Annotated in this window: 13 protein-coding genes; 9 read left to right on the plus strand and 4 right to left on the minus strand. The window is 58.2% G+C overall.

Annotated elements, in window-relative coordinates:
- Positions 1 to 143: 143 nt before the first annotated feature.
- The 3 genes from AC3WWR_RS14100 to bamJ all read left to right on the plus strand — a co-directional run bounded on the left by AC3WWR_RS14100 (position 144) and on the right by bamJ (position 1,797).
- On the plus strand, positions 144 to 632 hold the full coding sequence (locus AC3WWR_RS14100) for a TIGR00645 family protein (protein WP_007970904.1): 489 nt from the start codon (positions 144 to 146) through the stop codon (positions 630 to 632).
- A 135-nt stretch (positions 633 to 767) separates the two neighbouring features.
- Positions 768 to 1,058 carry a DUF6482 family protein gene (locus tag AC3WWR_RS14105; RefSeq protein WP_020798656.1) on the plus strand — a complete coding sequence of 97 codons (291 nt, stop codon included), beginning with the start codon at positions 768 to 770 and terminating at the stop codon, positions 1,056 to 1,058.
- Between the two features lie 121 nt (positions 1,059 to 1,179).
- The gene (gene bamJ / locus AC3WWR_RS14110) at positions 1,180 to 1,797 is read left to right on the plus strand and encodes a BamJ family beta-barrel-assembly machinery protein (RefSeq protein WP_020798655.1); all 618 of its coding nucleotides are present in this window, start codon (positions 1,180 to 1,182) and stop codon (positions 1,795 to 1,797) included.
- Positions 1,798 to 1,921: 124 nt separating this feature from the next.
- Here the strand turns inward: bamJ and AC3WWR_RS14115 are convergent, their stop codons facing one another.
- The 3 genes from AC3WWR_RS14115 to AC3WWR_RS14125 form a co-directional block, all read right to left on the minus strand.
- Complete coding sequence (locus AC3WWR_RS14115) at positions 1,922 to 2,179, minus strand: PA4570 family protein (RefSeq protein ID WP_020798654.1); 258 nt, start codon at positions 2,177 to 2,179, stop codon at positions 1,922 to 1,924.
- Between the two features lie 207 nt (positions 2,180 to 2,386).
- Positions 2,387 to 2,728 (minus strand): zinc ribbon domain-containing protein YjdM, encoded by a 342-nt coding sequence (locus AC3WWR_RS14120; RefSeq protein WP_020798653.1) that lies wholly within the window; start codon positions 2,726 to 2,728, stop codon positions 2,387 to 2,389.
- A gap of 169 nt (positions 2,729 to 2,897) precedes the next feature.
- A complete protein-coding gene (locus AC3WWR_RS14125) occupies positions 2,898 to 3,866 on the minus strand; it encodes a polyprenyl synthetase family protein (RefSeq protein ID WP_020798652.1) in 969 nt (322 codons plus the stop codon).
- Positions 3,867 to 4,105: 239 nt separating this feature from the next.
- On the opposite strand from AC3WWR_RS14125, the gene rplU reads away from it, so the two are divergent.
- From rplU to AC3WWR_RS14150, 5 genes are all read left to right on the plus strand, one after another.
- Positions 4,106 to 4,420, plus strand: a complete 315-nt coding sequence (gene rplU, locus AC3WWR_RS14130; protein WP_003176051.1) for a 50S ribosomal protein L21 — start codon at positions 4,106 to 4,108, stop codon at positions 4,418 to 4,420.
- Between the two features lie 35 nt (positions 4,421 to 4,455).
- Positions 4,456 to 4,713, plus strand: coding sequence for a 50S ribosomal protein L27 (gene rpmA, locus AC3WWR_RS14135; protein WP_003281574.1), 258 nt, complete (start codon positions 4,456 to 4,458; stop codon positions 4,711 to 4,713).
- Positions 4,714 to 4,908: 195 nt separating this feature from the next.
- Positions 4,909 to 6,132 (plus strand): Obg family GTPase CgtA, encoded by a 1,224-nt coding sequence (gene cgtA, locus AC3WWR_RS14140; protein WP_020798650.1) that lies wholly within the window; start codon positions 4,909 to 4,911, stop codon positions 6,130 to 6,132.
- A gap of 137 nt (positions 6,133 to 6,269) precedes the next feature.
- Positions 6,270 to 7,388 carry a glutamate 5-kinase gene (gene proB, locus AC3WWR_RS14145; RefSeq protein ID WP_033041014.1) on the plus strand — a complete coding sequence of 373 codons (1,119 nt, stop codon included), beginning with the start codon at positions 6,270 to 6,272 and terminating at the stop codon, positions 7,386 to 7,388.
- Between the two features lie 11 nt (positions 7,389 to 7,399).
- Positions 7,400 to 7,864, plus strand: coding sequence for a CreA family protein (locus AC3WWR_RS14150; RefSeq protein ID WP_033041012.1), 465 nt, complete (start codon positions 7,400 to 7,402; stop codon positions 7,862 to 7,864).
- A 182-nt stretch (positions 7,865 to 8,046) separates the two neighbouring features.
- On the opposite strand, the gene rpsT is transcribed toward AC3WWR_RS14150, so the two are convergent.
- Positions 8,047 to 8,325, minus strand: coding sequence for a 30S ribosomal protein S20 (gene rpsT / locus AC3WWR_RS14155; RefSeq protein WP_020798646.1), 279 nt, complete (start codon positions 8,323 to 8,325; stop codon positions 8,047 to 8,049).
- Positions 8,326 to 8,577: 252 nt separating this feature from the next.
- Between rpsT and murJ the strand changes: the two genes are divergently transcribed.
- Positions 8,578 to 10,116: a murein biosynthesis integral membrane protein MurJ gene (gene murJ, locus AC3WWR_RS14160; RefSeq protein ID WP_020798645.1), complete on the plus strand. Its 1,539-nt coding sequence runs from the start codon at positions 8,578 to 8,580 to the stop codon at positions 10,114 to 10,116.
- The last annotated feature ends 64 nt before the right edge of the window (positions 10,117 to 10,180 follow it).

Below are 10,180 nucleotides of genomic sequence, written 5' to 3' on the forward strand. Positions count from 1 at the left end.
CGATGTCATTTTGCTGTCAATGGTTTGGACACTAGCAGAAAAAATTTGATACACACACGCAGGTAGCGGATTTCCCAATGGTTTCTGGGTATTACAGACGGCTGTTATACTCACGGCCATTTCAAGTCCGCCTGTGAGATTCAATGGAACGCTTTATCGAAAATGCAATGTACGCCTCGCGCTGGCTGCTGGCGCCGATCTACTTCGGTTTATCCCTCGGGCTGTTGGCACTGGCACTGAAATTCTTCCAGGAAGTCTTCCACGTTATCCCCAACGTCTTCTCGATGGCCGAATCGGACCTGATCCTGGTGTTGCTGTCGCTCATTGACATGGCGCTGGTAGGCGGTTTGCTGGTGATGGTGATGATTTCCGGCTACGAGAACTTCGTGTCTCAACTGGACATCGACGACAGCAAGGAGAAGCTCAACTGGTTGGGCACCATGGACTCCTCGTCGCTGAAAATGAAGGTGGCCGCGTCGATCGTGGCGATCTCGTCGATCCACCTGCTGCGTATCTTCATGGACGCCAAGAACGTCGATCCCGAGCATTTGCAGTGGTATGTCATCATTCACATGACCTTTGTGGTGTCGGCATTTGCCATGGGTTACCTGGATAAAGTGACCAAGCACTAAACAACGGCTGTCCTGTTGTTATGCGCCGCCCGTCTGTTGCAAAACAGACGGGCGGCGTCGTTTATGGCTTGTGCTTTGATGCGCCGAGGCATATCCCTGTAAGGGTGTTGGCTCGTCACTGCGTGAGGTGCGCTCATGAACCTGCAAGAGTTGAATGCCTATGCCGTCGCCGGGAAGGTCGATGAGTTGAACCTGATCTCCATGGAAGGAGGCATTTACCTGCTTGAGGCGCGTATGCACGGAGCGGCGTATCCATTGAGTGATGCGCCAGGTCACACGATGCAGTTGCGCTCGGTGGAACATGCACGCGAGGTGCTACGCTCCTTTCCCAAGTTGCACTTCAACCTTGTCCACACCGTCGTGCATGACGAGATGTGCGGGCTGGTTGCCGATGTGGAGGAAAACCTGAAGGTGCCGATCGCCTGACGTCCCTCATCAATGGCATGACATCTGTGCTAGTCTGCTGGCCCTTTTGGTTCCGGGCGCTCCGGGACGCGCTGTGCACGCACGGCCAGTTCCCGAGCCGTCCGCACAGCGGAGCAGTGTCATGTCCGAAGTAAATCTGTCCACCGACGAAACCCGCGTCAGCTACGGCATCGGCCGTCAGCTGGGCGACCAGCTGCGCGACAACCCGCCACCGGGCGTTAGCCTGGACGCGATCCTGGCAGGCCTGACCGACGCGTTTGCCGGTAAGCCAAGCCGTGTTGGCCAGGAAGAAATGTCTGCAAGCTTCAAGGTAATTCGCGAAATCATGCAGGCCGAAGCTGCAGCCAAGGCTGAAGCAGCCGCTGGCGAAGGCCTGGCCTTCCTGGCTGAAAACGCCAAGCGTGACGGCATCACCACCCTGGCTTCCGGCCTGCAGTTCGAAGTACTGTCCGCCGGTGAAGGCGCCAAGCCATCCCGTGAAGATACCGTGCGTACCCACTACCACGGCACCCTGATCGACGGCACCGTGTTCGACAGCTCCTACGAGCGCGGCGAGCCTGCGGAATTCCCGGTCGGTGGCGTGATCGCTGGCTGGACCGAAGCCCTGCAACTGATGAATGCCGGCAGCAAATGGCGTCTGTACGTGCCGAGCGAACTGGCTTACGGCGCTCAAGGCGTTGGCAGCATTCCGCCGCACAGCGTACTGGTGTTCGACGTCGAGCTGCTGGACGTTCTGTAATACCTGACCCTGTAGGAGCGAGCATGCTCGCGATGGGCGTGAACGATAACGCGTGCATTCTGAATGAGCGCGGTGTCCTTGAGTCCATCGCGAGCATGCTCGCTCCTACAAGGGTTTGCGTTTCTCATAGTTCTATCTTGTGATGCAGTTCATTGGTCGGGCGCAATGCCCGGGCATAGCAGAACAGAAACAGGTTTCTCACCACTTCCTTGAGCACCACCGGCTCGCTGGAACTCAAGCCGTTGACGTCCAGGTCACCCTGATCCTGCAGTTCGTTCAAGGCTTCTTCTTCCAGCACTGCACAGACTTCCCCGGTTTCCCGATGCAGGATCCTGAGGTAGGGGTGTGGACGGTCCAGCCAGGCATCGATCAAATAAGTCATGGGTTCTCATCTCCATTGATGGGGTTCAATGAGAATAATTCCTATTCAATAAATAGCAAGGGCCTATTGGCTGATCCGTGATTTTTCTGGGTAAAGATTGCGTAAGGTCAAAACGGCTGGCGTTTGGCTATTGCGAGGGTTCATTGGGCGAAGCGGGGAGGGCGAAGCACCACCCCACGTCAGGACGCGGGGTGGCGTACAGCTGAATCAGACTTTTCTGACGAATTCAGATTTGAGCTTCATCGGGCCGATGCCGTCGATCTTGCAGTCGATGTCGTGATCGCCATCGCACAGGCGGATGTTCTTGACCTTGGTGCCCACCTTGACCACCAGCGACGTGCCCTTGACCTTGAGGTCCTTGATCACGGTGATGGTGTCGCCGTCCTGCAGGACATTGCCCACCGAATCCTTTTTCACTGCATCATCGGACACAGCTTCGGCTTCGCCGCTGGCGGACCATTCGTGGGCGCACTCAGGGCAGATCAGCTGGGCGCCGTCTTCATAGGTGTATTCGGAATTGCATTTCGGGCAGGGTGGCAACGTGCTCACTAAGGCTCCTTGGATTCAGGATCGCTAAAAATCGCACATTATATAGGGTTTTAGGTGAGAGAGGGGGTGGGACCTGTAGGAGCCGGCTTGCTGGCGATGCATCCAACTCGGTGTGTCAGGAACACCGTGGTGATGCAATCGCCAGCAAGCCGGCTCCTACAAGTGCAGATCAGTGTGTGCGGGCGACCGCAAACTCGCTCAATTCAACCAGTGCATCGCGGTATTCGCTGGCGGGCAGCGCGTCGAGACACTTGATCGCACGGGCCACATAGTCGCGGGCGAGCTGGGCGGTGTAATCCAGTGAGCCGGAGGCTTCCACAGCTTCGCGGATGTTTTCCAGGTCTTCGATACCGCCTTTCTGGATCGCCTTGCGCACCAGGGCTGCCTGCTCCGGCGTACCTTCGCGCATGGTGTAGATCAGCGGCAGGGTGGGCTTGCCTTCGGCCAGGTCGTCACCGACGTTCTTGCCCAGGGTCTCGGCGTCGCCTTTGTAGTCCAGCAGGTCGTCGACCAGTTGGAAGGCCACGCCCAGATGGTCGCCGAAGGTGCGCAGCGCTTCGCACTGCTCAGGTGTCGCGCCGGCCAGGGCTGCCGCACTGTGGGTCGAGGCTTCGAAGAGCATCGCGGTCTTGCCGCGGATGACCTCCATGTAGGTTTCTTCGGTGGTGCTGGCATCGCGGACCTTCGACAGCTGCAACACTTCGCCTTCGGCGATGATGCGCGTGGCTTGCGAAAGGATCTTCATCACCGGCATGGAGCCCAGCTCGACCATCATTTCGAAGGAGCGCGAATACAGGAAGTCGCCCACCAGCACGCTCGGCGCGTTGCCCCACATGGCATTGGCCGTCGAACGGCCACGGCGCATGCCGGACATGTCGACCACGTCGTCATGCAGCAGGGTAGCGGTGTGCAGGAATTCGATGGTGGCGGCCAGCAGGCGCAGGTCGTCGCCTTCGCGGCCGAGGGCCTTGCCACACAGCAGCACCAGTAACGGACGCAGGCGTTTACCGCCGGCCGAGGTAATGTAATCGCCGATTTTCGATACCAGCGGCACTCGGGAAGTCAGCTGCTTCTTGATGATGCCGTCGACGGCGCTAAAATCGTCCGCCACCGCGCGGTAGAAAGCTTGGGGTTGCATCAGCGACAGTTGCTCCAGAAGGGTTGCGCGGCATGCTAGGACCCACGCCAGCAGGTGTCAAGGCGCGATGGACGGCCTATTGCAAGGCGCTCGTGCCTTGCGTACAATCGCGCACCCTGAACTTCCTGGGCAGCACCTGCCTTACGCAATTGCAAGCGGGCCTCCAGCCCCATGCAGCCATGCCAGCCAATACCTCTTCTTATAAAGAGCTGGGTGAGCAGGATTATCGGAGAAATACCATGTCTTATGCAGTAATCGTTACTGGCGGCAAGCAGTATAAAGTCGCCCCAGGTGAATACCTGAAGATCGAAAAACTGGAAATCGCTACCGGCGAATCCGTTACCTTTGATCGCGTTCTGTTGGTTGCCAACGGTGACGACGTGAATATCGGCGCTCCAGTTGTTGCTGGCGCTACCGTTGTGGCTGAAGTGATCTCCCAAGGTCGTCACGATAAAGTCCGCATCATCAAGTTCCGTCGCCGTAAGCACCACATGAAGCGTATGGGCCACCGCCAGTGGTACACCGAGATCAAAATCACCGGTATTCAGGCTTAATTACAGCCTAATTCCTCACTAGGAGAATTGAACTCATGGCACACAAAAAAGCTGGTGGTAGTACCCGTAACGGTCGCGACTCAGAAGCCAAACGCCTTGGCGTGAAGATGTATGGCGGCCAGGCTATCAAAGCAGGCAACATCATCGTGCGTCAGCGCGGCACCCAATTCCACGCTGGCTACGGCGTTGGCATGGGTAAAGATCACACTCTCTTCGCTAAAGTCGAAGGCGTGATCAAGTTCGAAGTAAAAGGCGCCTTCGGTCGTCGTTACGTGAGCGTAGTCGCGGCTTAATCGCGCGATCGCTGGAAAAGCCCTGTCTCGCGACGGGGCTTTTTCGTTTGTGGGGTGAGTCTCTTGCAAAACTGTTTGTATGGGCTGCCGGCGCTGGTTTTAGCGGTCGTTGATTGGAGTCGCTGCGCTCATTTTTGCAAGAGTCTTATGTCTTAGTGTTTTTCGGCTCGTCCGTATGGCGAGAGGCGTTGTGTTATGAAGTTTGTTGATGAAGTATCGATCCGAGTAAAGGCTGGCGACGGCGGTAACGGCTGCATGAGTTTCCGTCGCGAAAAATTCATCGAAAACGGTGGTCCGAACGGTGGTGATGGTGGTGACGGCGGCTCGGTCTACATGATCGCCGACGAAAACCTCAACACCCTGGTCGACTATCGTTACACCCGGCACTTCGATGCCGAGCGTGGCTCCAATGGTGGCAGCACCGACTGCACCGGCAAGAAGGGTGAGGATCTGGTGCTGCGCGTACCGGTCGGCACCACCGTGATCGACTCCGCTACCCAGGAAGTGATCGGTGACCTGACCAAGGCCGGCCAGAAGCTGCTGGTGGCACATGGCGGTTGGCACGGTTTGGGTAACACCCGTTTCAAATCCAGTACCAACCGTGCGCCACGCCAGACTACGCCGGGCAAGCCGGGCGAGCAGCGTGACCTCAAGCTGGAAATGAAGGTGCTGGCGGACGTGGGGCTGCTGGGCTTGCCGAACGCTGGTAAAAGTACCTTTATCCGTTCGGTATCCGCTGCCAAGCCGAAAGTCGCCGACTATCCGTTTACCACCCTGGTGCCAAACCTGGGTGTGGTCAGCGTCGATCGCTGGAAAAGCTTCGTGGTCGCGGACATCCCGGGCCTGATTGAAGGTGCTTCCGACGGCGCCGGCCTGGGGATTCGTTTCCTCAAGCACTTGTCGCGTACCCGCCTGCTGCTGCACCTCGTCGACATGGCGCCGCTGGATGACACCAGTGCTCCGGACGCTGCCGAGGTCATCGTCAACGAGCTGACCAAGTTCAGCCCGTCCCTGGCTGAGCGTGATCGTTGGCTGATCCTCAACAAGTGCGACCAGATCCTTGAAGAAGAGCACGATGAGCGGGTCAAGGAAATCGTCGATCGCCTGGAGTGGACCGGTCCGGTCTACGTGATCTCGGCCATCGCCAAGCAGAACACCGAGCGTCTGTGTCACGACATCATGCGTTACCTGGAAGATCGTGCCGATCGCCTGGCCAATGACCCGGCCTACAAGGAAGAGCTGGCCGATCTCGATCAGCGCATCGAAGACGAAGCCCGTGCCCAGCTGCAGGCGCTGGACGATCAGCGTGCCTTGCGTCGTAGCGGCGTGAAGTCGGTCCACGACATCGGCGACGATGATTGGGACGAAGAAGACGTGGATGACGAAGACGGTCCGGAAATCATTTACGTGCGTGACTGATTCGTTGCGATAAACTTAAGCGCCGCTCAATCGAGCGGCGTTTTAGTATCTGGAAATCGATCGTTGGTCACGAATAACCACGAATAACGTCACGGGCAGTGCCAGGTCGCGCTGCCCTCAAGCTAAGGTTGAAGATGATGCGGAGCAAGGTGACAGGTGCGCAGCGTTGGGTCGTGAAGATCGGCAGCGCTTTGCTGACAGCGGACGGCAAGGGCCTGGATCGCGCGGCAATGGGTGTCTGGGTTGAACAGATGGTGGCCTTGCATGAGGCGGGTGTCGAGTTGGTGCTGGTGTCCTCCGGGGCGGTGGCGGCCGGCATGAGCCGTCTGGGCTGGACCGCGCGACCCAGTGCGATGCACGAGCTCCAGGCCGCTGCTGCAATCGGCCAGATGGGCTTGGTGCAGGCCTGGGAGTCGAGCTTTGCCGAGCATGGTCGACACACTGCGCAAATTCTCCTGACGCACGATGATCTGTCCGACCGCAAGCGCTACCTGAACGCCCGCAGCACCTTGCGTGCGCTGGTCGAGTTGAAGGTCATTCCGGTGATCAACGAGAACGATACTGTGGTCACCGACGAAATCCGTTTCGGCGACAACGATACCCTCGCGGCGCTGGTGGCTAACCTGGTCGAGGCTGACCTGCTGGTGATCCTGACGGATCGCGATGGCATGTTCGACGCCGATCCGCGCAACAATCCAGATGCCCAGCTGATCTACGAGGCACGTGCCGATGATCCGGCGCTCGACGCGGTGGCAGGCGGTACCGGCGGAGCGCTGGGGCGCGGTGGCATGCAAACCAAGCTGCGTGCGGCACGCCTGGCGGCGCGGTCCGGTGCGCATACGATCATCGTGGGTGGTCGACTGGAGCGCGTTCTGGATCGCCTTAAGGCGGGTGAGCGCATTGGCACCTTGCTCTCGCCTGAGCGCGGCATGCTGGCGGCGCGCAAGCAGTGGCTGGCCGGGCATCTGCAAACCCGTGGCACCCTGGTGTTGGACGCGGGTGCGGTGACGGCGTTGTCCCAAGGTAACAAGAGCCTGCTGCCGGTTGGGGTCAAATTGGTCCAGGGTAGCTTCCGTCGCGGCGAAATGGTGGTGTGCGTGGCGCCCGACGGTCGTGAAATTGCCCGTGGGTTGGCCAACTACAGTGCGCTGGAAGCACAAAAAATCATCGGTCAGTCGTCTGAGGCGATTGTCGGTCTCTTGGGTTATATGGCGGAACCGGAACTGGTTCATCGCGATAACCTGATTCTGGTCTGAAGGAATACCTGATGCGCATGGCAAAAGGATTGTTGGGGTTGCTGTTGGCGATGCCGCTGCTGGCGTCGGCCGAGGAAATTGGCCAGGTGTCGACGGTGTTCAAGTTTGTCGGCCCGAACGATCGCATCGTGGTCGAGGCGTTTGACGATCCCAAGGTCGAGGGTGTGACGTGCTACCTGTCGCGCGCCAAGACCGGGGGCGTGAAGGGTGGGCTTGGATTGGCCGAGGATCGTGCCGAGGCGTCCATTGCCTGTCGTCAGGTCGGGCCCATCAGCTTCAAGGGTGAGCTCAAGGACGGTGACGAGGTGTTCAAGGAGCGTACCTCCCTGGTGTTCAAGACCATGCAGGTGGTGCGATTCCTCGATAAGAAGCGCAATACGCTGGTGTATCTGGTGTACAGCGATCGGTTGATCGAGGGCAGTCCGCAGAATGCGGTGACAGCGATTCCGATTTTGCCTTGGGCGAGCGCTCAATAAGTAAACGAAAATCCAAGTGTGGGAGTGGGCTTGCTCGCGAAAGCGCAGTGTCAGTCGATGCAGGTGTCGCCTGATGCGCCGCTTTCGCGAGCAAGCCCGCTCCCACAATTGTTTTGTGTGTTCATCAAATCGCAGGCAATAAAAAACCGACCCTGGGGTCGGTTTTTTAATGAACGAGTCGCTTAGGCAGCAGCGGCAACGTTCAGGGCCTTTACGTGGCCATTCAGGCGGCTCTTATGACGAGCAGCCTTGTTCTTGTGGATGATGCCTTTATCGGCCATACGGTCGATAACTGGCACAGCCAGAACGTAAGCAGCTTGAGCTTTTTCAGCGTCTTTTGCGTCGATGGCCTTAACTACATTCTTGATGTAGGTACGAACCATGGAACGCAGGCTGGCGTTGTGGCTGCGACGCTTCTCAGCCTGTTTTGCACGTTTTTTGGCGGAAGGTGAGTTGGCCACCGTCGAGCTCCTCGAAAGACTTTTTAGGAAATAGCAAACAAAATAGGCCGCGAATCATGCCGATGAGTTGAGGTCTTGTCAAGGGCGGTTGAAACGTTCCGCTAAGTGGTAGGTGCAACACCTCTGGATATTTCTTTCCAGCGTGCGACCTGTAAACTCGCGAGCTTTGGCTCTGTGCTGTTGCGGCGCGGAGTATCGCATAAGTAGGCGCGTAGTTCGCCTGCTGTTTATCGACAGGCACGAACTCTTTTAATGAATCTGCTCAAATCGTTGGCCGCTGTCAGCTCTATCACGATGCTTTCCCGGGTTTTGGGGTTTGTTCGTGACACCCTTATTGCACGTGCATTCGGCGCGGGAATGGCGACCGACGCCTTTTTCATCGCCTTCAAGTTGCCCAACCTGTTGCGGCGGATTTTTGCCGAAGGGGCGTTTTCCCAGGCATTCGTACCGATTCTGGCCGAATACAAAAGCCAGAAGGGCGATGAGGCGACGCGAACCTTCATTGCCTATGTTTCTGGCCTGCTGACACTGGTGCTGGCGCTCGTCACGGCGTTGGGCATGCTTGCCGCCCCCTGGGTCATCTGGGTGACCGCGCCGGGTTTCACCAATACGCCGGAGAAGTTCGAGCTGACCACCAGCTTGCTGCGAGTGACCTTTCCGTACATCTTGCTGATTTCCCTGTCCTCATTGGCTGGCGCGATCCTTAACACCTGGAACCGCTTTTCTGTGCCGGCGTTTGTGCCGACCCTGCTGAACGTCAGCATGATTATCTTTGCGCTGTTCCTGACGCCGTACTTCGATCCGCCGGTGATGGCGCTGGGCTGGGCGGTGCTGGCGGGCGGTCTGGCGCAGTTGCTTTACCAACTGCCACACCTGAAAAAAATCGGCATGCTGGTCCTGCCGCGCCTGAGTTTGCGCGACAGCGGCGTCTGGCGGGTGATGAAGCAGATGCTGCCGGCGATTCTCGGGGTGTCGGTGAGTCAAATCTCGTTGATCATCAACACCATCTTTGCGTCCTTCCTGGTTGCCGGCTCGGTGTCCTGGATGTACTACGCCGACCGCCTGATGGAGTTGCCGTCCGGTGTGCTGGGCGTGGCATTGGGCACGATTCTGCTGCCGACCCTGGCCAAGACCTACGCCAGCCAGGACCGCCAGGAATATTCGCGAATCCTCGATTGGGGCCTGCGCCTGTGTTTCGTGCTGGTATTGCCTTGTGCCCTGGCGTTGGGGATTCTGGCCGAGCCGCTGACGGTTTCACTGTTCCAGTACGGTCAGTTCGATGCCCATGACGCGGCCATGACCCAGCGTGCGCTGATTGCCTACTCTGTCGGTTTGCTCGGGATTATCGTGATCAAAGTACTGGCGCCAGGCTTTTATGCGCAACAAAACATCCGCACGCCGGTAAAAATCGCGATTTTCACCCTGGTGGTCACCCAGTTGTTCAACCTGCTGTTGATCGGCCCGCTGGCCCATGCCGGCCTTGCGCTTGCCATCAGTGCCGGTGCCTGCCTGAATGCCGGGCTGCTGTTCTATCAACTGCGCAAGCAGCAGATGTACCAGCCGCAACCGGGTTGGGCGAAGTTTGGCTTCAAGCTGGTGGTCGCGGTGACGGTGATGTCCGCTGTGCTGCTGGCGGGGATGCATTTCATGCCCGCCTGGGGCGAAGGGCAGATGCTTGAGCGGTTCCTGCGCCTGGGCGCTTTGGTCATCGCCGGTGTGGTGGCTTATTTCGGCATGTTAGTGTTGATGGGCTTCAGGTTGCGCGACTTCAATCGCAAGGCGCTTGGCTAAAGCCAGGGCCTCGATAAACATGGGCGAGTCGGCGTTTTTGTCGGCTCGATTACTTTGGGATACG

The organism is Pseudomonas sp. EB271-G4-1 (assembly GCF_058791355.1).

Bases quoted from the DNA above. Each gene is read 5' to 3' on its own strand.
- AC3WWR_RS14100 (WP_007970904.1), top strand. From the start codon at position 144: ATGGAACGCTTTATCGAAAATGCAATGTACGCCTCGCGCTGGCTGCTG.
- AC3WWR_RS14105 (WP_020798656.1), top strand. From the start codon at position 768: ATGAACCTGCAAGAGTTGAATGCCTATGCCGTCGCCGGGAAGGTCGAT.
- bamJ (WP_020798655.1), top strand. From the start codon at position 1,180: ATGTCCGAAGTAAATCTGTCCACCGACGAAACCCGCGTCAGCTACGGC.
- AC3WWR_RS14115 (WP_020798654.1), bottom strand. From the start codon at position 2,179: ATGACTTATTTGATCGATGCCTGGCTGGACCGTCCACACCCCTACCTC.
- AC3WWR_RS14125 (WP_020798652.1), bottom strand. From the start codon at position 3,866: ATGCAACCCCAAGCTTTCTACCGCGCGGTGGCGGACGATTTTAGCGCC.
- rplU (WP_003176051.1), top strand. From the start codon at position 4,106: ATGTCTTATGCAGTAATCGTTACTGGCGGCAAGCAGTATAAAGTCGCC.
- rpmA (WP_003281574.1), top strand. From the start codon at position 4,456: ATGGCACACAAAAAAGCTGGTGGTAGTACCCGTAACGGTCGCGACTCA.
- cgtA (WP_020798650.1), top strand. From the start codon at position 4,909: ATGAAGTTTGTTGATGAAGTATCGATCCGAGTAAAGGCTGGCGACGGC.
- proB (WP_033041014.1), top strand. From the start codon at position 6,270: ATGCGGAGCAAGGTGACAGGTGCGCAGCGTTGGGTCGTGAAGATCGGC.
- AC3WWR_RS14150 (WP_033041012.1), top strand. From the start codon at position 7,400: ATGCGCATGGCAAAAGGATTGTTGGGGTTGCTGTTGGCGATGCCGCTG.
- murJ (WP_020798645.1), top strand. From the start codon at position 8,578: ATGAATCTGCTCAAATCGTTGGCCGCTGTCAGCTCTATCACGATGCTT.